This is a genomic window from Streptomyces sp. CNT372, from assembly GCF_000377145.1.
The window spans coordinates 292,121-316,784 of the sequence record NZ_KB897779.1 but is presented as its reverse complement, the minus strand read 5'-3'; the positions used below and the strand labels follow the sequence as shown (position 1 = coordinate 316,784).

The 24,664-nt window shown below is 75.2% G+C and carries 19 protein-coding genes; 12 read left to right on the top strand and 7 right to left on the bottom strand.

All coding sequences use genetic code 11. The annotated features are described in order from the left end of the window. Nucleotides 1-17 precede the first annotated feature (17 nt). The 4 genes from C593_RS0109330 to C593_RS29205 all read left to right on the top strand — a co-directional run bounded on the left by C593_RS0109330 (nucleotide 18) and on the right by C593_RS29205 (nucleotide 4,573). On the top strand, nucleotides 18-1,619 hold the full coding sequence (locus C593_RS0109330; protein ID WP_018847034.1) for a 4-coumarate--CoA ligase family protein: 1,602 nt from the start codon (nucleotides 18-20) through the stop codon (nucleotides 1,617-1,619). Between the two features lie 41 nt (nucleotides 1,620-1,660). After that, nucleotides 1,661-2,392 carry an enoyl-CoA hydratase family protein gene (locus C593_RS0109325; RefSeq protein ID WP_018847033.1) on the top strand — a complete coding sequence of 244 codons (732 nt, stop codon included), beginning with the start codon at nucleotides 1,661-1,663 and terminating at the stop codon, nucleotides 2,390-2,392. Then, a complete protein-coding gene (locus C593_RS0109320) occupies nucleotides 2,380-3,006 on the top strand; it encodes a TetR/AcrR family transcriptional regulator (RefSeq protein WP_026277523.1) in 627 nt (208 codons plus the stop codon). The genes C593_RS0109325 and C593_RS0109320 overlap by 13 nt, the downstream gene beginning before the upstream one ends. Nucleotides 3,007-3,382: 376 nt before the next feature. Next, nucleotides 3,383-4,573 (top strand): 2-oxoglutarate and iron-dependent oxygenase domain-containing protein, encoded by a 1,191-nt coding sequence (locus C593_RS29205; RefSeq protein WP_018847031.1) that lies wholly within the window; start codon nucleotides 3,383-3,385, stop codon nucleotides 4,571-4,573. Here the strand turns inward: C593_RS29205 and C593_RS0109310 are convergent. Beyond that, a complete protein-coding gene (locus C593_RS0109310) occupies nucleotides 4,543-5,652 on the bottom strand; it encodes a citrate synthase 2 (protein WP_018847030.1) in 1,110 nt (369 codons plus the stop codon). The genes C593_RS29205 and C593_RS0109310 overlap by 31 nt on opposite strands. Before the next feature lie 481 nt (nucleotides 5,653-6,133). Here C593_RS0109310 and pdxH point away from each other — a divergent pair, with 481 nt between their 5' ends. Continuing rightward, nucleotides 6,134-6,784: a pyridoxamine 5'-phosphate oxidase gene (gene pdxH / locus C593_RS0109305; RefSeq protein WP_037745311.1), complete on the top strand. Its 651-nt coding sequence runs from the start codon at nucleotides 6,134-6,136 to the stop codon at nucleotides 6,782-6,784. 418 nt (nucleotides 6,785-7,202) lie between these two features. Here the strand turns inward: pdxH and C593_RS29200 are convergent, their stop codons facing one another. Continuing rightward, a complete protein-coding gene (locus tag C593_RS29200) occupies nucleotides 7,203-8,744 on the bottom strand; it encodes a hypothetical protein (RefSeq protein WP_018847028.1) in 1,542 nt (513 codons plus the stop codon). A gap of 134 nt (nucleotides 8,745-8,878) precedes the next feature. Here C593_RS29200 and C593_RS0109295 point away from each other — a divergent pair, with 134 nt between their 5' ends. Then, entirely contained in the window at nucleotides 8,879-10,276 is a 1,398-nt protein-coding gene (locus C593_RS0109295) for a PAS domain S-box protein (protein WP_018847027.1), read from the top strand. Between the two features lie 846 nt (nucleotides 10,277-11,122). Here C593_RS0109295 and C593_RS0109290 read toward each other — a convergent pair. Then, on the bottom strand, nucleotides 11,123-11,878 hold the full coding sequence (locus C593_RS0109290) for an SIS domain-containing protein (protein WP_018847026.1): 756 nt from the start codon (nucleotides 11,876-11,878) through the stop codon (nucleotides 11,123-11,125). A gap of 210 nt (nucleotides 11,879-12,088) precedes the next feature. Between C593_RS0109290 and C593_RS0109285 the strand changes: the two genes are divergently transcribed. Next, on the top strand, nucleotides 12,089-12,781 hold the full coding sequence (locus tag C593_RS0109285; RefSeq protein WP_018847025.1) for an iron-dependent transcriptional repressor DtxR: 693 nt from the start codon (nucleotides 12,089-12,091) through the stop codon (nucleotides 12,779-12,781). Nucleotides 12,782-13,379: 598 nt separating this feature from the next. After that, complete coding sequence (locus tag C593_RS0109280; protein WP_026277521.1) at nucleotides 13,380-14,243, top strand: alpha/beta fold hydrolase; 864 nt, start codon at nucleotides 13,380-13,382, stop codon at nucleotides 14,241-14,243. A 133-nt stretch (nucleotides 14,244-14,376) separates the two neighbouring features. Here C593_RS0109280 and C593_RS0109275 read toward each other — a convergent pair whose 3' ends face one another. From C593_RS0109275 to C593_RS0109265, 3 genes are all read right to left on the bottom strand, one after another. Then, nucleotides 14,377-16,035, bottom strand: a complete 1,659-nt coding sequence (locus tag C593_RS0109275; protein ID WP_018847023.1) for a hypothetical protein — start codon at nucleotides 16,033-16,035, stop codon at nucleotides 14,377-14,379. Beyond that, nucleotides 16,032-16,847, bottom strand: a complete 816-nt coding sequence (locus tag C593_RS0109270; RefSeq protein ID WP_018847022.1) for an ABC transporter ATP-binding protein — start codon at nucleotides 16,845-16,847, stop codon at nucleotides 16,032-16,034. Before C593_RS0109270 ends, C593_RS0109275 begins: the two co-directional genes overlap by 4 nt. A 187-nt stretch (nucleotides 16,848-17,034) precedes the next feature. After that, nucleotides 17,035-17,700, bottom strand: a complete 666-nt coding sequence (locus C593_RS0109265) for a bifunctional DNA primase/polymerase (protein ID WP_486591096.1) — start codon at nucleotides 17,698-17,700, stop codon at nucleotides 17,035-17,037. A 383-nt stretch (nucleotides 17,701-18,083) separates the two neighbouring features. On the opposite strand from C593_RS0109265, the gene C593_RS0109260 reads away from it, so the two are divergent. Together C593_RS0109260 and C593_RS0109255 are read left to right on the top strand one after the other, a co-directional pair. After that, on the top strand, nucleotides 18,084-19,469 hold the full coding sequence (locus C593_RS0109260) for an NsdA family TPR-like regulatory protein (protein ID WP_026277519.1): 1,386 nt from the start codon (nucleotides 18,084-18,086) through the stop codon (nucleotides 19,467-19,469). Between the two features lie 266 nt (nucleotides 19,470-19,735). Then, the gene (locus tag C593_RS0109255; protein ID WP_018847019.1) at nucleotides 19,736-21,649 is read left to right on the top strand and encodes a hypothetical protein; all 1,914 of its coding nucleotides are present in this window, start codon (nucleotides 19,736-19,738) and stop codon (nucleotides 21,647-21,649) included. 51 nt (nucleotides 21,650-21,700) lie between these two features. Here C593_RS0109255 and C593_RS0109250 read toward each other — a convergent pair whose 3' ends face one another. Further along, nucleotides 21,701-23,068 carry an ABC transporter substrate-binding protein gene (locus C593_RS0109250; protein WP_026277518.1) on the bottom strand — a complete coding sequence of 456 codons (1,368 nt, stop codon included), beginning with the start codon at nucleotides 23,066-23,068 and terminating at the stop codon, nucleotides 21,701-21,703. Between the two features lie 173 nt (nucleotides 23,069-23,241). Between C593_RS0109250 and C593_RS0109245 the strand changes: the two genes are divergently transcribed. Continuing rightward, nucleotides 23,242-23,691 (top strand): SCO4402 family protein, encoded by a 450-nt coding sequence (locus C593_RS0109245; protein ID WP_018847017.1) that lies wholly within the window; start codon nucleotides 23,242-23,244, stop codon nucleotides 23,689-23,691. Between the two features lie 102 nt (nucleotides 23,692-23,793). Beyond that, entirely contained in the window at nucleotides 23,794-24,645 is an 852-nt protein-coding gene (gene purU / locus C593_RS0109240; protein ID WP_018847016.1) for a formyltetrahydrofolate deformylase, read from the top strand. Nucleotides 24,646-24,664: the final 19 nt, after the last annotated feature.

Genomic DNA, 24,664 nt, shown 5'->3' with positions numbered 1-24,664 from the left:
CCGCAGGGAGGGCTGTCATGGTGTTCCGCAGCGTGTACCCCGACGTCCCCGCCGTCGTCGAACCCATCCACGAGGCCGTGCTGGGCCGTGCCGCCGACCGCGGCGACACGATCGCCCTGATCGACGGCGTGGCCGGCACCACCGTCACCTACCGCCAGCTCGACCTGTTCCACCGCCGGATCGCCGCCGCCCTGGTCGCCGCCGGGCTGCGCAAGGGCGACGTGCTGGCCCTGCACAGCCCCAACACCGTCGCCTATCCGCCCGTCTTCTACGGTGCCACCCGGGCCGGCGCCTCGGTCACCACCGTGCATCCGCTGGCCACCCCGGACGAGTTCGCCAAGCAGCTCCGGGACTCCGCCGCCCGCTGGATCGTGACCGTCTCCCCGCTGCTGGAGACCGCGCGCCGGGCCGCCGAACTGGTGGGCGGCATCGAGGAGATCTTCGTCTGCGACCGCGCGGAGGGGCATGTCAGCGTCACGGACATGTTCACCTCCACCGCGCCCGACGCGGAGGTGGCGATCGACCCGACCGAGGACGTGGCGGCCCTGCCGTACTCCTCCGGGACCACCGGCGTGCCCAAGGGCGTGATGCTCACCCACCGCTCCATCGCCACCAACCTGGGCCAGTTGGAGCCCTTCATCCCGATGGGCCCCGGTGACCGGATCCTGGCCGTGCTGCCGTTCTTCCACATCTACGGCCTCACGGCGCTGATGAACGCGCCGCTGCGGCAGGGCGCGACCGTCGTGGTCCTGCCCCGCTTCGACCTGGACACCTTCCTCGGCGCGATCCAGGAGCACCGCGTCAACGGCCTGTACGTCGCTCCGCCGATCGTGCTCGCCCTCGCCAAGCACCCGGCGGTCGACGGCTACGACCTCTCCTCGCTGGAGTACCTCGTCTCCGCCGCCGCCCCGCTGGACGCCCGGCTCGGCGAGGCGTGCTCCCGGCGGCTCGGCCTGCCGCCGGTCCGGCAGGCGTACGGGATGACCGAACTCTCGCCCGGCACCCATGTGGTGCCGCTCTCCGCCGAGGACCCGCCGCCCGGCACGGTCGGCCGGCTGCTGCCCGGCACCGAGATGCGCATTCTCGCCCTCGACGGCTCCGGCGAGGACGCCCCCGACGGCGAGGAGGGCGAGATCGCCATCCGGGGACCGCAGGTGATGAAGGGCTACCTCGGCCGCCCCGACGCCACCGCCGCGATGATCGACGCGGACGGCTGGGTGCACACCGGCGACGTCGGCCGGGTGGACGCGGACGGCTGGCTCTTCGTCATCGACCGGGTCAAGGAGCTGATCAAGTACAAGGGCTTCCAGGTCGCCCCGGCCGAACTGGAGGCGCTGCTGCTCACCCACGAGGCGATCGCCGACGCGGCCGTCATCGGGGTCACGGACGAGGAGGGCAACGAGGTCCCCAAGGCGTACGTGGTCAAGCAGGCCGGGGCCGAGGACCTGACCGCGGAGTCCGTCACCGCGTACGTCGCCGAGCGGGTCGCCCCCTACAAGAAGGTCCGCCGGGTCGAGTTCACCGCGGGCATCCCCCGGGCCGCCTCGGGGAAGATCCTCCGGCGGGAGCTGCGCGCGAGCGAGCGCGCGGCCGTGCCGCCGGGGGCCGCCAAGGAGTAGGACGCGTCCGGCCGCCGCAGGCCGAGAAGGAGGAGCCGCAGATGACCGTCCGCGCCACCACCGACCGGGGCGTCGCCACGCTCGTGCTCGACAACCCGGTCAACCGCAACGCGCTCTCCGCCGCCCTGGTGGGCGACCTCGCCGGGGCGCTCACCGCCTGTGCCGAGGACCCCTCGGTACGGGCGGTCGTCCTCACGCACACCGGGGGGACGTTCAGCGCGGGCGCGGACCTGAAGGCGCCGCCCAGCCCGTACGCCTTCGTCGCCCTGCTGCGGCAGATCGTCACCCTGCCGAAGCCGGTGGTCGCCCGGATCGCGGGGCACGTCCGGGCCGGCGGGCTGGGGCTGGTGGGGGCCTGCGACGTGGCGGCGGCGACCAGCGCCTCCGACTTCGCCTTCACGGAGGTGCGGATCGGCGTCGCCCCGGCGGTCATCTCGCTGCCCCTGCTGCCCCGGATGGACCCCCGGGCCGCCGAGCGCTACTACCTCACCGGGGAGCGCTTCGAGGCGGCGGAGGCAGCTCGCTGCGGGCTGCTCACCCTCGCCGCCGAGGACGTGGACGCGGCCCTCGCACCGGTCCTCGACGGGCTGCGCAAGGGCTCCCCGCAGGGGCTGGCGGCATCGAAGCGGCTGGTCGCGGCTAGGGTGCTGGAAACCTTCGAACGGGACGCCGAGGACCTGGTGCAGCGGTCGGCGAAGCTGTTCGCCTCGTCCGAGGCCCGCGAAGGGATGACGGCCTTCCTCGAACGACGGGATCCCGCATGGGTGCTGTGACCTCCTCCCCGGCCCCCTCGTCCGGTCCGGCGGCCGCCCCGGGCGCCACCGGCCCGAAGCAGGACCGCAGCCGCGCGACCCGGCAGCGGCTCCTGGAGGCGGCCGTGGCCTGTCTGGCCGAGGTCGGCTGGGCGGGCTCCACGGTCTCGGTGGTCGCCGAGCGGGCGGGCGTCTCCCGGGGCGCGGCCCAGCACCACTTCCCGACCCGCGAGGACCTGTTCACCGCCGCCGTGGAGTACGTCGCCGAGGAGCGCTCCCAGGCCCTGCGGGAACTCGCGCCCCGCAGCCGCCCCGAGGTGGTCGCCGCCCTCGTCGACCTCTACACCGGCCCGCTGTTCCGGGCCGCCCTCCAGCTGTGGGTGGCCGCCTCCAACGAGGAGCAGCTCCGGCCCCGGGTCACCGAGCTGGAGGCACGGGTGGGCCGCGAGACCCATCGCATCGCGGTCGGACTGCTCGGCGCGGACGAGTCGGTGCCCGGGGTCCGGGAGACGGTGCAGGGCCTCCTGGACATGGCGCGCGGCCTCGGCCTCGCCAACGTCCTCACCGACGACGCGGCCCGCCGGCGCCGGGTGGTCGCCCAGTGGGCGGCCCTGGTGGAACACGGGCTGGGCTGACCCCCGGGCGGGCCGAGTGCGCGGGCCGTGCGCGGCGGGAGGAGTGCGCGGGCTGTGCGCGGCGGGCCGTGGGTGCGGGCCGTGCGCCGGGGACACCGGGGCAGCCGGGCGCCCGCTCCTGGGATTCCAGGGTGTGTGACCCGCGTCACCTGGGAAACGGGGCGTCCGCAGTATCCTGTGCCCATGGTTCTGCTCGTACGCCGTCGCCACGTGGACTTCGTCCGCGTCACGAGCATGGGCTGTCGCCGTCCGGCCTGACCCTCCGCGGTCCCCTTCCCCGCCCGCTCCCCGGGCGATCCCCGCCGTCCCGGCGACCCCCGGCCCCGCCCCACCCACAGGCGGCCCCGGGACCCTGCACACCCAGCGGATGCCCACCATGTCGCACAGCACCCCGTCGTACCCCGGGACGCCCGCCCGTCCCGCCGCCTCGTACCCCGTGTCGCACCCCGACCACCGGCAGCTCCCCGTGATCGACCTCTCGGCCGCCGGCCGCGGCGGACGCGAGCGGGACCTGCTGCGGGCGCGGCTGCACGCCGCCGCCCACGACGTCGGCTTCTTCCAGCTCGTCGGCCACGGCGTCACCGAGGCCGAGACCGCGGCCCTCGACCGGGCGATGCGCGCCTTCTTCGCCCTGCCCGAGTCCGACCGGCTCGCCCTCGACAACGTCCACTCGCCCCACTTCCGCGGCTACACCCGCGTCGGCGACGAACGCACCGGCGGCAGCCGGGACTGGCGCGACCAGCTCGACATCGGCGCCGAGCGCCCCGCCCGCGTCCCCCGGCCGGACGAGCCCGGGTACTGGTGGCTCCAGGGCCCCAACCAGTGGCCCGCCGCCCTGCCCGAGCTGCGCACCGCGGCCCTCGCCTGGATCGACCGGCTCTCCTCGGTCGCCGGACGGCTGCTGCGCGAACTCCTCGCCTCCATCGGCGCGGACCCGGGCTTCTACGACGACGCCTTCGGCGACGGCGCCCACCCGCACCTGAAGCTGGTGCGCTACCCCGGCAGCTCCGCCGACGGCAGCGGCCAGGGCGTCGGCGCGCACAAGGACTACGGCTTCCTGACCCTGCTCCGCCAGGACACCGTCGGCGGGCTCCAGGTGGAACGGGAGGACGGCCGCTTCCACGACGTCCCGCCGCTGCCGGGCGCCTTCGTGGTCAACCTCGGCGAACTCCTCGAGGTCGCCACCGACGGCTATCTGAAGGCCACCAACCACCGGGTGGTCTCCCCGCCCGGGGCACGCGAGCGGTTCTCCGTACCGTTCTTCTACAACCCGCGTCTGGACGCCCGGATCGAGCCGCTGGACTTCCCGCACGCCGCCCTCGCCCCCGGGGCCACGGCCGACCCGGCGAACCCGCTGTTCGCCGAGTACGGCCGGAACGAGCTGAAGGGGAAGCTGCGGGCCCACCCCCTGGTGGCCGCGCGCCACCACGCGGACCTGGCGCTGCGCGAGTCCGGGGCCGCCCCGGCGGCCCCGGCGCCGGCGGGGATCCGGGCCCCGGGGTCGGCGTCGGTCCAGGGCCCGGCGTCGGAGACGGCTCAGGCCCCGGCGGCCGCGATGTCCTCGTAGCCCGCGATGTCCCGGGGGTCACGGGCTCCCGGGCCCACGTAGCGGGCGGACGGGCGGACCAGCCGGCCCGTGCGCTTCTGCTCCAGGATGTGCGCCGACCAGCCCGCGGTGCGGGCGCAGGTGAACATCGAGGTGAACATGTGCGCCGGGACCTCCGCGAAGTCCAGCACGATCGCCGCCCAGAACTCCACGTTCGTCGCCAGGACCCGGTCCGGGCGGCGGTTGTGCAGCTCCTCCAGGGCCGCCTTCTCCAGGGCCTCCGCCACCTCGAAGCGCGGCGCGGCCAGCTCCCGGGCGGTCCGCCGCAGCACCCGGGCGCGCGGGTCCTCGGCCCGGTAGACCCGGTGCCCGAAGCCCATAAGGCGCTCGCCCTTGTCGAGGGCCTGCTTGACGTACGCGGTCGCGTCCCCGGTCCGCTCGATCTCCTCGATCATGCCGAGGACCCGCGAGGGCGCGCCGCCGTGCAGCGGGCCGGACATCGCGCCCACCGCGCCGGAGAGCGCCGCGGCCACGTCCGCGCCGGTGGAGGCGATCACCCGGGCCGTGAAGGTGGAGGCGTTCATGCCGTGCTCGGCCGCCGAGGTCCAGTACGCGTCCACGGCCTTGACGTGCCGGGGGTCCGGCTCGCCGCGCCAGCGGATCATGAAGCGCTCGACGACGGACTGCGCCTTGTCGATCTCGCTCTGCGGCACCATCGGCAGCCCCTGCCCGCGGGCACTCTGTGCCACGTAGGAGAGGGCCATCACGGCGGCGCGCGCCAGATCGTCGCGGGCCTGCGCCTCGTCGATGTCCAGCAGCGGGCGCAGACCCCACACGGGCGCCAGCATGGCCAGCGCGGACTGCACGTCGACCCGGATGTCACCGGAGTGCACCGGGATCGGGAACGGCTCGGCGGGCGGCAGGCCGGGGTTGAACGCCCCGTCCACCAGCAGGCCCCACACATTGCCGAAGGAGACGTGACCGACCAGATCCTCGATGTCGACGCCCCGGTACCGGAGGGAGCCGCCCTCCTTGTCCGGTTCGGCGATCTCCGTCTCGAACGCGACGACTCCTTCGAGCCCAGGTACGAAGTCGGACATCAGGCGGCTCCTCACGATGGTCGGCAGGCGCGGGCGAACACCCGCGGGCGGGACAACCGGCACCCCGGTGATTCCCCGTTCCGGCGGTCGTCACCCCGCCGCCGGAACCGGGGCTGTACGGAGGGCACAGCAGCCCACGTCAGATTTTGGCCGGTCCCGACGATGCCGGGAAGCGTGACATCCGGCACACGCCGGCAACCGCCGAGGGAGGGTTCGTGGCACTCCGTGCCGGGCAGACTGCTCCACCGTTCCGGGTCCGGAGACCGGGCTCCGGCGGGCAGGGCTGCTGCGGCAGGATGTCCCCGTGACCGACCACGCCGACCGTGATCCCGCCGCCGGACGCGCCCCGCGCGGTGAACGCGCCCCGCGCGTCGACCGGAGCCCCGCCCGTCCCGCGCCGCCCGCGCCCGCGGTGACCGTCACCGGCCTCCCGGCGCCCGACCCGGACGCGACCGGGCTGGTGATCCCCGACCCGGCCGTGATGCGCGAGCAGTACCGCTCGACCCCGCTCGACGAGACGGCCCTCGCGGCCGGCCCGATGGAGCAGTTCGGCCGCTGGTTCGCCGAGGCGGCCGCCGCCGCGCTGCCCGAGCCGAACGCGATGGTGGTCTCCACCGCGACACCGGACGGCCGCCCGTCCTCGCGGACCGTGCTGCTGAAGAAGTACGACGCCGACGGCTTCGTCTTCTTCACCAACTACACCTCCCGCAAGGGCCGGGAACTGGCGGCCAACCCGTATGTCTCGCTGCTCTTCCCCTGGCACCCGATCGCCCGCCAGATCATCGTCGACGGGCGGGCGTCCCCGATCGGGCGCGAGGAGACGGCCGCGTACTTCCGCACCCGCCCGCACGGCTCGCAGCTCGGGGCGTGGGCGAGCGACCAGTCCGCGGTGATCGGCTCCCGCGCGGAGCTGCTGGACCGCTACGAGGAGCTGGCGGACCGCCATCCGGCGGGACGGTCCCTGCCGGTGCCGGAGCACTGGGGCGGCATCCGTGTCGTCCCCGAGCGGGTCGAGTTCTGGCAGGGCCATGAGAACCGGCTCCACGACAGGCTGCGCTTCGTGCGCACGGCGGAGGACGGGGAGGGCGCGCAGGGAGCGGGCGGCTGGCGGGTGGAGCGGCTGGCGCCCTGACGCGCCGCCCGGACGCGGCAGGCCATGCCGATGACGGCGGCGGACGTGGCTGGCGCCCTGACGCACCGCCCGGACGAATCGGAATCCGAACCCCGGCCCGCCCGGCCCGGGAACGCAGACGACCCGTGGGCCTTGGTCCCTCCGTCCGGATCGGAGGGAGCCGGCCGGACTTACCGGCGGCCCACGGGTCGGGTGACTGCTGGGTTTTCGGCAGACGACCTGCCGAGGTGCACAGAGTGCGACGGCAGGCCGTTAGCCCGCAGTCACCTCACGAGTCCGAAAAGAAACCATGTTTTCGGATCACCTCCTTTCGCGTGTGCCCACACCCTAGGAACACCCCGGGGGGTGGTTCAAGCGATTTACCGCCGAATTCCCGAACCGGCCCCGGACCGATCGGCGAAACCGTCGAAACCGCAGGTCACAGGCGTGCGAGGGTGAGCAGGTCGGCCATGTCGGAGACCGGCAGCACCGGGGAGGCGGCGGCTTCCTCCCGGACCTCCGGGTCCTCCTCCCCGTCCGTGACCAGGGCGAGCAGTGCGGGGACGGGCAGCGCCGGATGGCTCGCCGCCGCCCGGCGGACCGGCGTCTCGTCGTCCGCCGCCAGCCGGGCGACCAGGGCGGCGGGCAGTTCCGGGTCGCGCAGGGCCAGCACGCGTATCCGGGCGTCCGGGTCCCCGGCGAACCGCCGCAGGGTCCCGGCCGGGAAGACGGCGTGATCGGCGGGTCCGCCGCGCGTCTCGCCGCCGCGCCGGTGCCGGCGCTCCGCCCGCTCGGCGGCCTCCGGGGACAGCACGGGCGCGGCGGCGGCCGCCGTGTGCCGTACGAGGGCGTCCGGATCGTCCAGCAGGCTCTCGCGCGCCCCGGGCGGAAGGTCCCGGGCGGCCGCCGCCGAGCGGCGGAAGCAGACATAGGGCGAGGCCGCGTACGGGAGGGGGTCGGCCCGCACCCAGGGCACCAGGGTGAACCGCAGTGCGGCGAGGGCGATCTCGCAGGACAGGCCCTCCTCCGTCACCGCGAACGCCCCGCCCGCGCCTTCCGCCGCGCCCGCCGTCAGTCCGGTGTGGACGGCGGCGCGCAGGGCCTGCGGAGTGTCCTCGCGCAGGAACACCCGCACCCGCACGTCCGGGGCCGGGTCGGCGGCCAGCGCGTCCCGTACGGCGGCGGGCAGCGCGGGGTGCTCCGCCAGGGCCGCGCGCACCTCCTCGTCCGGGTCGGCCGCCAGGCGTTCGGCCAGGGCCTCGTCCAGGCGCAGATGAGCCACCACCCCGGCCCGGGTCACCGGGTCCGCGAGCAGCGCCCCGTGCAGGTCGGCGGGCGGCACCGGCCGGGGCGGCCGGGGCGCGTTCACGGCGCAGGCCGCCGCCCGCACCTCGGCCGCCTCGTCGGTCAGCAGCCGCCGCCGCACCTCCTCGGGGGCGTCCGTCCACCACCGCGCCAGCTCCGCCCGGACGGCCGGGTCGGGGTCGGCCGCGAGCCCGGCGCGGAGGGGGCCGGGGGTGCCGTCCGCCGCCGCGAGGGCCTTGCGGACCTCGGCGGACGGGTCCTCGGCCAGCAGGGCGGCCTCATCGGCCGTCAGGTCCTCGGGCCGGCCGGCCAGGACCGTGCGCACCAGGGCGTCCGCGCCGCGCACCAGCCGGGACCGGGCCTCGGCGGGGGCGTGCCGGTTGGCGGCGAGGCAGTAGGCGGCCCAGTCGTCGCCGGAAGCGAGGACCGCCTCGGCCGTCTCCGCGGTCAGGTCCGTCCGCTCGTGCGCGGCCCGGCCGCGGGCCGTGCGGTGACGCAGCAGACGCCGCAGCAGGGCGGGCGAGAGCGCGGGGTTGCGGGCGAGGCCGCACAGGACCGGGTCGTGCGGGGCGGTCCGCTGCGCGGCAGGGGAGGTGTCCTGCGGTGCAGGGGCGGTGTCCTGCGGGGCGGGTGCGGGGGAGGGGGCCGGGCCGTGCGGGGCCGTCTCGTTCGGCATGGCCGGTCATCGTAGGCGCGGAGGCGTCGGGGACCGGCCGAAGTTTGCGGGAACCCTATGTGTTCCGGGTCACGTTGACGTTGAATGAACGCGAGGGGATCGGACCATGGACGCGTCCTGCAGGGGGTGCCGGGATGAGTGCTTCCAGGAGTGAGATCACCGACGACGTCGGGCCGGGGGAGCCCGGTCCGGGCGCGCCCGCGTCCGGAGCCGGAGCGGGTCCGGACGGGTCGGCGGAGTGCGCCCCGCACGGCGCGGATCTGCTCGCCGCGCTGCTCGACGGGATGGACGCGGCGCTCTGCGCGTTCGACGCGCAGGGCACGGTCACGCACTGGAACCGGGAGGCCGAACGGGTCCTCGGCTGGACCGCGGCGGAGGCCGTGGGGCGGCGGGGGCTGGCCGGATGGGCCGTGCGCGAGGCCGACGCGGACGAGGTGCAGGGGCGGCTGATGGCGTCGATGGACTCACCGGGCCGCGAGGTGCACGAGTTCGCGCTGCTGCGCAAGGACGGCGGCCGGGTCCTGGTGCGCACCCAGTCCGCGCGGGTCCCCGGCGCGGACGGCGAGCCGGCCGGGGTGTACTGCGCCTTCACCGAGGTGCACGCCCAGATCGACCTGGAGCGTTCCATCGCCCTGAGCGAGGCCCTGTTCGACGACGCGGCCTGGGGCGTGGTCCTGGTCGACGTGGACCTGCGGCCCGCGGTGGTCAACGCAGAGGCCCTGCGGGTGCTGGGCGCGGGGCGCTCCGGGGTGCTGGGGCGGCCGCTCGGGGAGGTCGTCGTCCAGGGCGTGGAGGAGCTGGAGGGCGCCCTGCACCATGTGCTGGCGGAGGGCCCGCCGCGGGGTCTCGCGGACCTGTGGGTCACGGTGGCCGGGCCCGACGGCGAGCGCCGCCGCTGCTGGCGGAGCGGCTTTCTGCGGCTGGCGTCCCCGCTGGCCGAGCAACCGGTCCCGCTGGGCGTCGGCTGGCTGTTCCACGACGTCACGGACGCCCGGCTCGCCGAGCAGGAGGCGGACCGGCTGCGTTTCCGGGCGGGCCAGTTGCACCGGGCCGGACGGGCGGTGGCGGAGTGCGCCGACCCGCTGGAGGCGGCCCGGGTCTGCGCGGACTTCGCGCTGGCGGGCTTCGCCGACCACGCCCTGGTCGACCTGGTCGAGGACGAGGGCCGTCGCATGGTCCGTGCGGCCGTGTCCCCGGGGCGTGCGCCCGGCCCCTCCCCGGGCACCGCGGGCGGCGGTCTGCCCGTCCGGTACGCCAAGGGCCACCCGGCCCTCCAGTCCCTCGACCGCCTCGGCCCGGTCCGCGCCGGCGCCCCCGACCCGGACGCGGCCGACGACTGGGCGCACCGCCGACAGTGGCCGGCCGGCAGCGTCCACGCCCTCTGCACGGTCCTGCGCGCCCGCGGCCGGACGGTCGCCGTCCTGACCCTCCTGCGCACCGCGAACCGCCCCGCGTTCACCCCCCAGGACGCGGTCTACGCGGAAAGCCTCGCGGCCACGGCGGCGGGCGCCCTCGCCCTGCCGGTCGCCTGACGGCGGGACGTCTCGCCGGGTACGGACCCGGCGCGCGTCGGGCGTGGGCGCGTGGCCCGCACTCGTGCGCGACGACCGCGGCGGCGGCCTGATCCGCGTCGGGCGTGGGCGCGTGGTCCGCACGCCGGGGCGATGTCCGCCTTCGGCGAGCCGGTGTACGCCGGCGCGGGCCGGCTCGCACACCCGGCTCGGCCGCCGGCTCGGGCCGGCCGTTCCCCGGCTCGGGCCGCGCGGCCCGGCCTGTGTGGATCCCGGACCGGCCCGCGTCTCGCGCCGGCCTCGTGGCCGGCGGCAGGCGCCGGGGGGTGGCCGCGGTGTGTCGTCGGCCTTCGGCGGGCCGACCCCCGTGGGCAGGGTCCTTCGCCGACGGCACGGACCCGCCCGGCGGCCCGGGCCCGGCGCGCGTCGGGCGTGGGCGCGTGGTCCGCACCCTGGGGCGATGTCCGCCTTCGGCGAGCCGGCCGTTCCCCGGCTCGGGCCGCGCGGCCCGGCCTGTGTGGATCCCGGACCGGCCCGCGTCTCGCGCCGGCCTCGTGGCCGGCGGCACGCGCCGGGGGGTGGGCGCGGTGTGACGTCGGCCTTTGCCGGGGCGACCCACCGTGGCCGGTGTCCTTCGCCGACGCCACGGACCCGCCCGACGGCGCGCTCCCGCCCGACGACATGCCCCGCTCGGTGGCCCGGGCCGCACGGGACCTCCGGTCACCGGCTCGGCGTTACGTCGGCCTTCGGCGGGCCGCCCACCGTGGCCGGTGTCCTTCGCCGACGCCACGGACCCGCCCGGCGGCCCGGGGCCGCCCGGGACCTGTGGCCACCGGCCCCGGGCCCGCCCGGTGGGGTCGGTGGGGGTCAGTGGCGGAAGAAGATCCGGTCGCGGTACTCGGTCATCACGCGCCCGTTCCACTCGTGCCCCCCGTCCACGTTGCCCGAGCGCAGCAGGGGCGGCTCGATGCCGCGTTCCGCGAGTTGTTCCGCCGCCGCGGCCATCGTCGCCTGCATCAGGGCGCTGGTGACGACCGTGGAGGCCGGGGCGAACGGGGCCTCGATGCCTTCGTGGGTGAGTTCGGCGTCGCCGACCGCGATCTTGGAGTCGAGGACGATGTCGCAGTGGTCCTTGAGGAAGGTGCCGGAGGTGTGCCGGGAGCGGGTCTCGGTCGCGTAGGCGACGGAGGTGACGCCGATGACGGTCAGGCCCAGCGCCCGCGCGTTCATCGCCATCTCCACCGGCAGCGCGTTCCGCCCGGACAGGGAGATGATCACCAGGACGTCCCCGGCCTTCGCGGGGCTGGAGTCCAGGACCGCGCTCGCCAGGCCGTCCACCCGCTCCAGCGCGGAGCCGAGCGTCGCCGGCATCACGTCGACGCCCACCGCCCCGGGCACGGTCAGCAGGTTCATCAGGGCGAGACCGCCCGCCCGGTAGACCACGTCCTGGGCGGCGAGGGAGGAGTGCCCCGCGCCGAAGGCGAAGAGGCGTCCGCCCGCGGCGACGGCGTCCGCGACGGCCGTGCCCGCGGCCGCGATGTTCGCGGACTCCTCGTCCCTGGTGCGCTGCAGCAGACCGATCGCGGCGTCGAAGAACTGACCGGCCAGCTTGCTCTCGCTCATCCCGAGCCCTTTCCGGAGGTGGTTACGAGGGTAGTGCGCGCGGGTGACGCGGGACGGGGAACATCCGTGTCGCGGATCACGTTGAGGTCTGGACCATTGCTCTGTCAATACGGGGTGAGGGCATGTGCGGCACGGTTGTCGGCGCGATGCGCAAGAATTGAGCCGGGGCCACGCACGACTGTTTCCACGCCACAGCATCGAGGGGCACGTATGTCCGGACTGATCGACACGACGGAGATGTATCTCCGCACCATCCTCGAGCTCGAAGAGGAAGGTGTGGTGCCCATGCGGGCCCGTATCGCGGAGCGGCTGGACCAGAGCGGTCCCACGGTCAGCCAGACGGTGGCCCGGATGGAGCGCGACGGTCTGGTCACCGTCGCGGGGGACCGGCACCTGGAGCTGACCCAGGAGGGCCGCCGGCTGGCGACCCGTGTCATGCGCAAGCACCGGCTCGCCGAATGCCTGCTCGTGGACGTCATCGGTCTCGAGTGGGAGCAGGTCCACGCGGAGGCGTGCCGCTGGGAGCACGTGATGAGCGAGGCGGTGGAGCGCCGCGTCCTGGAGCTGCTGCGCCACCCCACCGAGTCGCCGTACGGCAACCCGATCCCGGGCCTGGAGGAGCTGGGCGAGGAGGCGGAGGCCGATCCGTTCCTGGACGACACCATGGTTTCGCTGGCCGAGCTGGACCCGGGCAGCGACGGCAAGACGGTCGTCGTCCGCCGGATCGGCGAGCCGATCCAGACGGACGCCCAGCTGATGCACACCCTGCGCAGGGCCGGGGTGCAGCCCGGGTCCGTGGTGAGCGTGACGGAGTCGGCGGGCGGGGTGCTCGTCGGCAGCAGCGGCGAGGCGGCCGAGCTGGATGCGGAGGTCGCGTCGCACGTCTTCGTGGCGAAGCGGTAGCCCCGCGCGTGCAGGCCGTGCGACGGCCCCGGAGCACTCCGCTCCGGGGCCGTCCGTATGTCCGTATGTCCGGGGGTTGCTCGCCCGGGGGGCACGGGATGCTGCCCGAGGCCCCCGGGCGGCGGGGTGTCCGGCCCGGCGCCCCTGGGGTGTGACGCGTCCGGTTTCCGCCCGGAACGGCAGCGGCCGGTGCGCGGCCCGTGCCACTCTGAAGCCGGGGCATAGGACGAGGCATATGACCCACGGCCGGGGAGGGGAGCCACGGTGCTGCGCCGTACGCCGGACCTGCCCGTGCCCGCCGTGCGCGGGCCGGGTGGACGGGAGAAGTCCCGGCACCCGAGGGTGCCGGGACTCCGCCTCCCCGATCCGACCCGGAGCCCCGAGCTCCCAGGGTCGGTCCCCTCGGACCGGTCAATCCCCGAGCGGTCCGCCTCCCGCAGGGAATCTCCCCGCGCCGCCCGCGTCCAATCCCGCCCGGCAGTCACTCGAACGAGGGGTGTTGCGTGGCGGAACCGCGTTTTCGAATAAAGGTTCGATAGTGTGGGCGGTGCTCGACAGCAACCGTTCGAACCGGGGGAAGAAGGGGGTGCCAGGCCAGATGGTGCGGCGCATCGACGTGACCGGAGCCGACGGCGTACGCCTGGCTGCCTGGGAGTTCGCGGACCCGCCCAAAGGGCGCGGGGAGCACGAGCACGCGCCCGGCGTATTACTGCTCCACGGGCTGATGGGGCGCGCCTCCCACTGGGCGCCCACCGCCCGCTGGCTGGCCGAACGCCACCGCGCGGTCGCCCTCGACCAGCGGGGCCACGGCCGCAGCGACAAGCCCGCCGAAGGACCGTTCACCCGTGAGGCGTACGTGGCGGACGCGGAGGCGGCCGTCGAACAGCTCGGCCTCGCCCCGGTCACCCTGGTCGGCCACGCGATGGGCGCGCTGACCGCCTGGCAGCTCGCCGCCGGGCGGCCCGACCTCGTCCGCGCCCTGGTCATCTGCGACATGCGCGCCTCCGCCCTCGGCGCGGCCTCGCAGCGCGACTGGGAGGAGTGGTTCCGCTCCTGGCCGGTGCCCTTCGCGACCCTCGCGGACGTCCGCAAGTGGTTCGGCGAGGACGACCCCTGGGTGGAGCGCCCCAACCCGGCCCGCGGCGAGTTCTTCGCCGAGGTGATGGCCGAGGGGCCGGACGGCTGGCGGCCCGTCTTCTCCCCGCGCCAGATGCTCGACGCCCGCGCCTCCTGGGCCCTGCACCCCCACTGGGACGAGCTGGCCCAGGTCCGCTGCCCCACGCTGGTCGTCCGCGGGCTCGACGGGCGGCTCGGCCGGGCCGAGGCGCAGGAGATGGTGCGCGTCCTGCCGCGCGGCGAGTACGGGGAGGTCGCCGACGCGGGCCACCTGGTCCACTACGACCACCCCGCCGGCTGGCGCCGCGCGATCGAACCCTTCCTGGACAACGTTCTCCCGGCCTGAACCAGCCTGAACCGGCCCGAACCGGAATGAACCGGAATGAACCGTCCTGAGCCGGTGTGACCCCGGCCCGGGGTCACACCGGCTCAGGACGCGCCCGCCCGCCCGGTCTGCCGGCCGCCCGGTCCCGCCCGCGTCAGCCCTTGCTGACCGCCGTCAGGATCTCCGGCAGCCGCCCCGCCGTGCGCGGGGCCGCGAGACGGACCCCCGCCCACGCCAGCAGCGCCCCGTACGCCGCGCCCACCGGCAGGACGAGCCAGAGCCCGCCCGCCTCCGAGACGTGCAGCCAGATCGACAGCACCAGCACCGGCGAGGCCAGCAGGGCCGAGGCCAGCAGTCCGCCCATGATCGAGATCCAGGCGAGCCCGCCCTGCCCCGGCGCGACGTTCTTGTACGCGCTGTCCTGCGGGATCGAGTACGGGAACAGCGCCGACGCCACCGCCCCCGTCGCCGCCAGCGCCCCGAGCAGCGCGAACGACAGCCCCAGCACCTCCGGGAGGTCCCCCCAGGCGTCGAGCATCGCGACCGTCACGGCGCACACCAGAACCGTGTACGGGACGGTGACCAGCAGCATCGCCAGCGCGCGGGCCCGCAGCTCCTCGTACGCGTCCCGGGTCGTCGAGATCGTCGTCGCGACCATCCAGAAGCCCGAGTAGTCCTGGCCGAACTGGTTGTAGGTCAGCATGCCGAGCATGCCCGCCGCGAAGCAGGCGAAGTAGACCGAGCCGGTGCCCTGGAGGGCGTTGAACACCGGCACGATCAGGCCGAGTGCCAGGGAGGTCACCCAGGCGCCCCGGGTCTTCGGGTCCCGCCAGATGTAGCGCAACGCGCGCTGCACCACCGCGCCCGTCCGGCCGTCGGGCAGCAGCCGGCCGAGCCCGGCCGAGGAGGTGGGCTCGCGGCCCGGGTCGGTGGTGGCCGCCGCCATCGTGGACGCGTCCGGCGCCGTCATCAGCGTGGTCAGGCTCCGCTGCCACCACCCCAGCAGGGCGACCAGCGCCAGCGCGGAGAGGGCGAGTTGCACGAGCGCCGTGCCGAGGGAGCCGTCCGCCGCCGAGCCGACCGCCGCGACCGCCGAGGCGGGCGGAACCCAGCGCACCACGGCCTCAACCGGCTCCAGCGAGGCCAGACCGCCCGCCTGGTTGATGCGCTGCGCACCGAAGTTGACGACCTGGATGCCCACCGCGACCAGCAGACCGCTCAGCACCGCGAGATCGCGGCCCTTGCGGGAGGTGAGCAGCCGGATGTTGGCGGCGGCGACCGCCCGGGCGAGGGCCACGCACACCAGCAGGAGCAGCGGCACCGCGAGGACGGCCACCGCCGTCGCCGCCGTGCCCTGCGCCAGTGCCAGGACCGCGCCCAGGGCGAGGCAGAGGGTGAACAGCGGGCCGATGCCGACCAGCGACGCGCCGAGCAGGGCCGTCACCAGCGGCCCCGGCCGCAGCGGCAGCATCACCAGCCGGCTCGGGTCGAGGGTCTCGTCGCCGCTGGGGAAGAAGAGGGGCAGCGTCGCCCAGCCGAGGGCGACGATCCCGGCCAGCAGCACCACCACGGTGGACGCCTGCTCCTCGCCGCGCAGCAGGATCAGCCCCAGGAGCTGGCCCGCCGCGAGCAGCAGGGTGAACACCAGGGAGATCACGAACACGGCCGTGCGGCCGGTCGACTGGTGCAGTCCGTTACGCAGCAGGGCGAGTTTCAGCCGGACCACGACCCGGGTCAGTGCGGCGGTGCCCAGCGCGGGCCGCCCCGCGCCGCCGTCCAAGGGCGCCGGGCGCAGTACGTCGGTGGCGCTCACCGGCCACCGCCGCCGAGCCAGTCCAGCGAGGCGCCCGTGTCGCGGCCCTGCGCGCCGACGAGTTCGAGGAAGGCCGACTGGAGGGTGGGCGCGGAGCCGCGCACCTCGGCCAGCGGGCCCTGTGCCCGGATGCGGCCCGCTGCCATCACCGCGACCCAGTCGCACAGCGATTCCACCAGCTCCATCACATGGCTGGAGAAGACGACGGTCGCGCCGGAGCTGGTGTAGCGCTCCAGCACCCCGCGGATCGTCTGCGCGGACACCGGGTCAACGCCCTCGAACGGCTCGTCCAGGAAGAGGACTTCGGGGTTGTGCAGCAGGGCCGCGGCCAGTCCGATCTTCTTGCGCATGCCGGTCGAGTAGTCGACCACCAGCTTGTTCCCGGCGCCCGCGAGGTCGAGAACGTCGAGGAGCTGCGCGGCGCGCTTGTCCACCTCCTCGCCCGGCAGACCGCGCAGCCGGCCGTTGTACGCGAGGAGTTCGCGTCCGGAGAGGCGCTCGAACATGCGCAGGCCCTCCGGGAGCACCCCGATCCGGGCCTTGACCTGGACCGGGTCCCGCCAGACGTCGTGCCCGGCGACCAGCACCCGGCCCTGGTCGGGCCTGAGCAGACCGGTGACCATGGAGAGGGTCGTCGTCTTCCCGGCGCCGTTCGGGCCGACCAGGCCGATGAACTTGCCCGCGGGCAGGGCCAGATCGATCCCGGACACGGCGATCTGCTCGCCGAACCGCTTCCACAGCCCTTCCACCTGGACGGCGGGCGGGACCGTGTGCTCCCCGCCCCCCGCCGTGCCGTCCGTCTGCTCCGGCATGCTCACTGCCTCCTGTGCTCCCCGTCGGTACGGCCCTCAGCCTACGGAGGCCCCTGGTGAGCGCACAGGGTCTGGAGCGGGAAGCCCCAGCAGGTCGGCATTGCCGGAACCGTCCCCCGCCGGAACCGTCCCCCGCCGGAATCGGTACGGCCCCGCCGGGCCAGGCGCCGGCGCGGCCCGGCCCGGCTCAGCCCTTGCGGGTCCGCCGCTCCGCCGCCTCCCGGCCGCAGGCGTACGCGAGCGGGCTGATCAGCTCCTCCGCGTCCGGCAGCCAGCGGTTCGCGGGAGTGGGGCGGCGGGCCCACTGGACCGCGCCCCGGCCGCCGATCCGGGTGGGCGGGGCGGCGATCCAGTGGCCCTCGCCCCGGGTGACCAGGTCGATCGCGGAGGGCATCCAGCCGAGGTTGCGGATCAGGTCGGGGGCCTTCGCGGACGCCCCGGGCAGGACGAAGAAGAGCATCCGGCGGTCCGGGGTGCAGGTCACCGGGCCGAGCGGCAGATCCATCCGCTCCAGCCGGGCGAGGGCCAGGAAGCCCGCGGACTCGGAGACCTCCAGGGCGTCGAAGGAACGGCCCGTCGGCAGCAGGATCGACGAGCCGGGCTGCTTGGTCCACATCCGCCGGGCGGCCGACGCGCTCCCGGTCGCCTGCCCCGCCCAGTCGGGCCGGTCCGGGTGGGCGCCGGGCGCGGCGCAGCCGGTGTCGCCGCAGGAGCAGCGCTCCGCGCCGTCGACGGCCTCCAGCCAGGTGCCGGGGAAGACGTCCCAGTGCCGCTCTTCCGCGTACCGCACGGCACTGTCCAGCAGTTGCTCGCCGCGCTGCTGGGGGATCCGAGCGGCTTCCGTGACTCCCAAGGTCTCATCCACGCCACACTCAACTGCGGCGATCACCTCCGGTTACGGCCCGCCCGCGTACGCGCGTCGGCGCATCGGTCCCGCATGCGGGGCGCACGGATGCACGTCCGGGGGCGCGCGTGAGGGCGGGCCGCCCGCAGCGGGTAGCCACTGCGGCGGGGACACGTGCGGGCCGCTTCCCGTGCGCGCGCCCGGCGGGCGGCAGCAGCCCGCGCACCGGGAGCACTTGTACCTGGAGCACTCGTAACGGGAGCACTCGCACCGGGAGTACGTGTACCGCGGCAACAGCAGCAAAGGTAATCAATCCGACCAACTGTGCATTCTCCGTATACCAGCCGGGCAGTGATCGACTCATCGATCATCCAGGCACCAGGGGGTACTTCATGGCAGCCAGGCCGCTCGTCGCACGACAGCCGAACGAACGGTTGCAGGCGCTCATCCAGGAGGCCGGGTGCTCCAACGCCGGTCTCGCCCGCCGGGTCAACGTGGTCGGCGTCGAGCGCGGCCTCGACCTGCGGTACGACAAGACCTCGGTGGCGCGCTGGCTGCGCGGGCAGCAGCCGCGCGGCCGGGCGCCCGGGGTCATCGCGGAGGCGCTCGGCCGCAAACTGGGCCGCACGGTCACGATCGACGAGATCGGCATGGCCAACGGCAAGAACCTGGCCACCGGTGTGGGCCTCCAGTTCGCGCCGACCGTGCCCGGGGCGATCGAGCAGGTCTGCGAGCTGTGGCGGTCCGACGTGGGCCGCCGCGACTTCCTCTCCGGGTCGGCGGTCGCCGCGTCCGCGCTGGTCGAGCCCAGCCGGGACTGGCTGATCACCGGCGCGGACCCGCACGTCGCGCGCTCGGCGGGCGCCCGGGTCGGCGCCTCGGACGTGGCGGCGGTGAGGGCCACCACGGCGGCCCTCACCGAACTGGACCACCGCTTCGGCAGCGGGCAGGTCCGCCCCATCCTGGTCCACTACCTGAACAGCGTGGTCTCCGGTCTGCTCTCCGGCTCCTACCGGGAGGCGGTCGGCCGCGAACTGTTCGCCGCCGTCGCCCGGTTGACCGAGCTTGCGGGTTACATGGCCGTCGACACGGGCCAGCCCGGCCTCGCCCAGCGCTACTACATCCAGGCGCTGCGGCTCGCCCAGGCCTCCGGGGACCGCGCCTACGGCGGGTACGTCCTGGCCGCCTCCATGAGCCATCTCGCCGCCGAGTTGGGGAACCCGCGCGAGATCGCCCAGCTGGCGCGGGCCGCGCAGGAGGGCGCACGGGGCCGGGTCACACCCCGCGCCGAGGCCATGTTCCACGCGGCGGAGGCCCGGGGGCACGCCCTCCTGGGTGACGCGCACACCTGCCACGAGGCGGCGGGCCGGGCGGTCGCCGCGCTGGAGCGGGCCGAGCCCGGCTCGGGCGACGACCCCGACTGGATCGCCCACTTCGACCAGGCGTACCTCGCCGACGAACTGGCCCACTGCCACCGCGATCTGGGCGAGGCGGACGCGGCCGCCCGGCAGGCGCGCACCGCGCTGGCCGGGCTCCCGGAGGCCAAGGCGCGCCGCCGGGCGATCGGGCTGGTCCTCCTCGCCTCGGCGCAGGTCCAGCAACGTGAGGTGGACCACGCCTGCCGCACCGGCATGCAGGCCGTGGAACTCCTCGACACCCTGCGCTCCAGCCGTGGCGCGGAGTATCTCGACGACCTGCGGCAGCGGTTGGAGCCGTACGCGCGGGAGGCCGCGGTCCGCGAGTTCACGACCCGGCTGGATCTGCGCACGGCGGCCTGATCGGCGCGGACCGTCCCTCCCGGGGGCGGGTGTCCGACCCCGAACCGGCCCTGGGGCGAGGGCGGGTGAGGGGCGCGGGCCCGCCCCGGCGCGCGCCCCGGGAAGCGGGGTGGCGGCGGGCGTTCCCGGTGAACGGCCGTGCGGGCGGGGCGCGAACAGCGTCCTGTGTCCCCATCGTGTCACTGCTGCCGCACGTGTGTGCGGCGGCCTCCGGGCACCCGGTAGCGTGAACCGACGATTCCGTAGGTCCAGATGTAGGAGTCCCGGTGACGCACAGCGGACAGGGTGACGAGCAGCACCCGCGGGCCGCGCGGCCCGCGCACGAGGGCGTCGTGCTGCCCGCGGACGGCAGCGAGCCCCTCATACCCGGCGCCCACCAGGGTCCGCAGGCGGCTCCCACGGGCGGACGGCCGTGGGGGGAGCCCTGGGGCCCGCCCCAGGGACAGCCCCCGGCCCCCGGCGGCCCGGGCACGGGCCACGGCTCCCCTGCGTACGGCTCCCCGGCCGCGCCCGACCTGCCCGGCCACGGCCACCCGGGCGGCGCACCGGCCCCGCTCCCGGGGCAGGCTCCGGACGGCTACGGCTCCCCGGCCACGGGCGGCTACGGCTCCCCGGCAGCGCCCGGCTACGGGTACCCGCCCGCGCCCGGCGCCGGGTATCCCGGTGGGTACCCGTCTCCCGGACCGGGCCAGGCGACCGGGGCCTACGGCTACCCCGCCGCGCCCGCACAGCCCGGCTACGGCTACCCCGGCCCGGAGGCCGGATACGGCGTCCCCGCCGCCCAGCCCCTGCCCCCGCAGCACGGCACCGGCGCGTACCCGGAGCCGGCGGACCGGGGAACCCACGGCGGCCCCGGGCCCCTGCCGCCCGCTCGGGCCCCCGAGGGCGACGACCGGACCCAGCTCATCCCGCCCGTGTCCGGCGGCCCGCTCCCCGTGCCGGGGCGGTCCGGTGCGGAGGAGGACCACACCCAGCTCATCCCGCCCGTGTCCGGCGGCCCGTTCCCCGTGCCGGGGCGGTCCGGTGCGGAGGAGGACCACACCCAGCTCATCCCGCCACAGACCGGGGTCGCGCCCGTCGGCCCGGGCGCCGGGCCCGGGGCCCCCGACGCGTCCGACGCCACCCAGTACATCGCGCCCGTCCGCAGCGGCGCCGGGCCCGGGGCGCTGCCGCCCGAGCGGCCCGCCGAGTCCACGACCTTCCTCGGCACCAAGCGCCCCGCCCCGCAGGCCCACTCCGCCCCCGGCGGCGAGGACGACGCCACGCAGTACATCGCCCCCGTGCCGCCCGCCCCCGCCGGCGCCCCTTTCGGCATCCGCCCCGGCGCCCCCGGCGACCGCCGGCCGCCCGCGGAGTTCGACAGCCTCTTCCGGTCGGACGCCGCCCCGTACGCCGCCGCCCCCGTCGATGCCACGGCCCAGCTGCCGCGGATGGACGCCGGACCGCCTCCCGGCCCCCGCCGGCCGGCCCGGCACGGCGGCGGCCACCGCTACGACGACCAGCCCCCGTTCCCCACCCAGCGCCACGACGACGACCCACCGGAGCGGCGCCGGTCCGCCGTGCCGGTGGTGGCCGCGCTGGTCGTCGGCTGCGCCGTGCTCGGACTCGGTGTCGGCGCGGTGATGTTCGGCGGGGACGACTCCTCGGACGAACCGGACAAGACGGTCGCCGCGTCCTCCTCCGCCCCGGTCGAGAGCAGCCCGTCCTCCCAGGCGCCGCCCGATCCGGCGAAGACCCAGGCCGAGGCGCTCGACAAGCTGCTCGCCGACAGCAACAACAGCCGGGCCGCGGTGATCCGTTCCGTCGAGAACATCAAGCAGTGCACCAACCTCGACCAGGCGGTCACCGACCTGAAGGCCGCCGCCGCCCAGCGCCGCGACCTGGTGACCCGGCTCGGCGGGCTGACCGTCGACGCCCTGCCCGACCACGCGGCGCTGACCGCCTCACTGAACGAGGCGTGGCGGGCGTCCGCCTCCGCCGACGACCACTACGCGGCGTGGGCGGAGCAGGCCAAGGGCAAGAAGGTCTGCAAGAACGGCAAGGCCCGCGCCACCTCGCAGACCGCGCAGGGCAACCGCGCCAGCGGCGAGGCGACCCGGGCCAAGAACAAGGCCGCGCCGCTGTGGAACGCCATCGCCCGCGAACACGGCCTCACCGAGCGCCGCAGCCAGCAGCTGTGACGACGAGGGGGCGGGGCCGGCCGGCCCCGCCCCCCACGTCCAGGCGCCGCGTCAGGACGCCGCGGTCAGGGTGTCCGCGACATCGACGAACTCCTCCCGCTGAGGCACCAGCCGCCCCTCCCGGACGACCTGGAAGGTCACACTGCGGTTGACGATCCGCGGGTAGTCCGGCACGCCGAGCATGTCGTCGTGACCCCAGCGCAGCTCGGGGGTGAGGCCGTCGGTCGAGACCGTCAGCCCCTGGTCCAGGGCGTACGCGATGCGCCGCGGGGTGATCGTGTCGCTGTCGAGCGCGGCCACCACCCGCTCCAGGACCGTGTACGCGATCCAGGTGGTCTGCACCCCGGGGTCGGCCGGGTCCACGGCGTTGTCGCCGAAGGCGTGCTCGTCGATCACCTCGCGCATCGCCGCCCAGCGGCTGTCGTCGGCGGCCGGGTACCAGCTGGTGATGTACGCGCCCTCGAACGGGCCGGAGCGCCCGCCCGTCCGGTCCACCAGCGGCTGGCCGACACTGCCGATGACCGAGGAGATCCGGATGTCCCGGCCGTCCTCGGGCAGGCGGCGGTAGGAGTCGAAGAAGGTCTCCGTCCGGTCGCCCAGGGCGGCGGTCACACAGCCCGGCCGCGCCGTGCTCCCGGACTTCCCGGCGGACCCCGTGGTGCCCGCGCTCCCGGCGAGGGTGCCGATCCCGCCGCCGGGCTCCGCGGCCCGCTTCCGGGCCAGCTCCGCCTGCTCGGTGTAGTCGGTCGCGTCGTCCCGCGCGATGATGTCGGCCGTGGAGGCCCCGCTCCGGCCCTTCTTCAGGCCCGAGGTGAGCAGCTGGGAGAGATCGTCCCCGGCCAGGCTGTCCGGGCGCACCAGGGACACGTCCCCGCAGGACCCCGCGAGCTGCTGCCCGTTGCCGGCCAGCAGGGCGGGCTGGCCGCCGTTGACGGGGTAGGACAGATAGCTGGTGAACTCGTCCGCGGAGATGCCGTATCCGCCGATGAAGGGGATGCCGGCGGCCTCCAGCGGGGCCATGAACGAACCGTGCTGGCTGTAGGAACCGACCACCGCGACGACCTCTTCCTTGACCGCGCGGCGGGCGCAGGCGGAGGCGCCCTCGGGGGAGTTGCGTTCGTTGCAGGTGAGGACGCGCAGCTCGTGGCCGTCCAGCCCGTCGCGGGTGGCCGCCCAGCGCGCGTAGGCCCGGGCCATCGCGGTCATCCCGGGCATGTTGGTGGCCTGGGTGTCCACGGGGGCGAAGGTCATCACGGTGACGGGCTCCCGGGAGCCTTTCGGGTCTCCGGGGAGGACGCCGCACCCGGCGACGAGCGCGGCCCCCGCCGTCACGGCCACGGCGGCCGTCGTACAGAGGACTCGGACCCGGGACACGGTCCTGGACGGGCGGGGGGACGGGGAACGACGCCAACCGGTCATGACTCCGCACACTTCCTCCCCACGGGGAACACCGCAGTGAGCGCTCTTCAACGCTCGGTGACCGGAAAGTGAATTGCGGGGGCGGCTCAGGGTGATCGAAAAGGGAACGTACGATCGAACTCGTGCAGCAAGGTTCGGTCAACCCTTCCCGTCGCGGCCGTCGCTCCTCCACCATGGGCGGCATGCCGCTCACTGACATGCCCTGGTGGCGCTGGCGCGCCAACGTGCGCTCGGCGCTGCACATGCTGTCCGACCCCGTCTTCCACCAGGAGTGCTGGCTGGCGGGCCGGGAGGGGTACGGCGACGTCACCGACGCCGTGTACCGCCTGGTCGAGGACACCTGGCTGGACAACTGGTCGGCCGAGAAGTACGTCGGCACGATCTTCCGCGACTCCGGCGAGGCCGCCCTCGTGGACGTCGCCGTGCTGCGGGTGCTGCGCATCATGCACCAGGTCGGCGCGGACGCCCCGGTCTCCGCGTACCTGGAGCACCACGGCTGGCCCGAGGCCGTGCGGGCCGCGCGGGACGCGCACGTCCGCCTCGCCGCCGGCGACGGCGAGGACCCGGACGCGCCGCCGCGCTCGCTGGACGTACTGCGGATCATGACCAGCGCGGCGTCCTGACGGCCGCCGCCCGGGCCGGGGCCGCCGCGTCCGCGCCAGGGGCCGCGTCCGCCGGTCGGACGGTGGTGCGGATCGGGGCGGGGACTGTGGCAGGCTACGGGGATGACCGACCAGTATGTCCTCACGCTCAGCTGCCCGGACAAAAAGGGCATCGTGCACGCCGTCTCGAGCTATCTCTTCATCACCGGCTGCAACATCGAGGACAGCCAGCAGTTCGGCGACCAGGACACCGGCCTCTTCTTCATGCGGGTGCACTTCTCGGCCGAGACGCCGGTCACCGTGGAGAAGCTGCGCGCCAGCTTCGCCGCCGTCGGGGACTCCTTCGGAATGGAGTGGGAGATCCACAGCGCCGTCGAGCGCATGCGGGTCGTCCTGATGGTCAGCAAGTTCGGCCACTGCCTCAACGACCTGCTCTTCCGGGCGCGCACCGGGGTCCTCCCGGTGGAGATCGCCGCGGTCGTCTCCAACCACACCGACTTCGCGGACCTGGTCGCCTCCTACGGCATCCCCTTCCACCACATCCCGGTGACGAAGGACACCAAGGCCGAGGCCGAGGCGCGGCTGCTGGAGCTGGTGCGCGGGGAGGACGTGGAACTGGTCGTCCTGGCCCGCTACATGCAGGTCCTCTCGGACGACCTGTGCAAGCAGCTCAGCGGCCGGATCATCAACATCCACCACTCCTTCCTGCCGAGCTTCAAGGGCGCCAAGCCGTACCACCAGGCGCACGACCGCGGGGTGAAGCTGATCGGCGCGACCGCCCACTACGTGACAGCGGACCTCGACGAGGGCCCGATCATCGAGCAGGAGGTCCAGCGGGTGGGCCACCAGGTCAGCCCGGAGCAACTGGTCGCCACCGGCCGGGACGTGGAGTGCCAGGCGCTGGCGCGCGCGGTGAAGTGGCACGCGGAGCACCGCATCATGCTCAACGGCCGCCGCACGGTCGTCTTCGCCTGAGGCCGTGAGGCCATGAGGC

Excerpts from the sequence above, each read along its gene's own strand:
- C593_RS0109280 (WP_026277521.1), top strand. The coding sequence starts at position 13,380 with ATGGTGCGGCGCATCGACGTGACCGGAGCCGACGGCGTACGCCTGGCT.
- C593_RS0109270 (WP_018847022.1), bottom strand. The coding sequence starts at position 16,847 with ATGCCGGAGCAGACGGACGGCACGGCGGGGGGCGGGGAGCACACGGTC.
- C593_RS0109245 (WP_018847017.1), top strand. The coding sequence starts at position 23,242 with ATGGGCGGCATGCCGCTCACTGACATGCCCTGGTGGCGCTGGCGCGCC.
- C593_RS0109320 (WP_026277523.1), top strand. The coding sequence starts at position 2,380 with ATGGGTGCTGTGACCTCCTCCCCGGCCCCCTCGTCCGGTCCGGCGGCC.
- C593_RS0109285 (WP_018847025.1), top strand. The coding sequence starts at position 12,089 with ATGTCCGGACTGATCGACACGACGGAGATGTATCTCCGCACCATCCTC.
- C593_RS0109290 (WP_018847026.1), bottom strand. The coding sequence starts at position 11,878 with ATGAGCGAGAGCAAGCTGGCCGGTCAGTTCTTCGACGCCGCGATCGGT.
- C593_RS29200 (WP_018847028.1), bottom strand. The coding sequence starts at position 8,744 with ATGCCGAACGAGACGGCCCCGCACGGCCCGGCCCCCTCCCCCGCACCC.
- C593_RS29205 (WP_018847031.1), top strand. The coding sequence starts at position 3,383 with ATGTCGCACAGCACCCCGTCGTACCCCGGGACGCCCGCCCGTCCCGCC.
- C593_RS0109310 (WP_018847030.1), bottom strand. The coding sequence starts at position 5,652 with ATGTCCGACTTCGTACCTGGGCTCGAAGGAGTCGTCGCGTTCGAGACG.
- C593_RS0109330 (WP_018847034.1), top strand. The coding sequence starts at position 18 with ATGGTGTTCCGCAGCGTGTACCCCGACGTCCCCGCCGTCGTCGAACCC.
- C593_RS0109325 (WP_018847033.1), top strand. The coding sequence starts at position 1,661 with ATGACCGTCCGCGCCACCACCGACCGGGGCGTCGCCACGCTCGTGCTC.
- C593_RS0109295 (WP_018847027.1), top strand. The coding sequence starts at position 8,879 with ATGAGTGCTTCCAGGAGTGAGATCACCGACGACGTCGGGCCGGGGGAG.
- C593_RS0109260 (WP_026277519.1), top strand. The coding sequence starts at position 18,084 with ATGGCAGCCAGGCCGCTCGTCGCACGACAGCCGAACGAACGGTTGCAG.
- C593_RS0109250 (WP_026277518.1), bottom strand. The coding sequence starts at position 23,068 with ATGACCGGTTGGCGTCGTTCCCCGTCCCCCCGCCCGTCCAGGACCGTG.
- purU (WP_018847016.1), top strand. The coding sequence starts at position 23,794 with ATGACCGACCAGTATGTCCTCACGCTCAGCTGCCCGGACAAAAAGGGC.
- pdxH (WP_037745311.1), top strand. The coding sequence starts at position 6,134 with ATGCGCGAGCAGTACCGCTCGACCCCGCTCGACGAGACGGCCCTCGCG.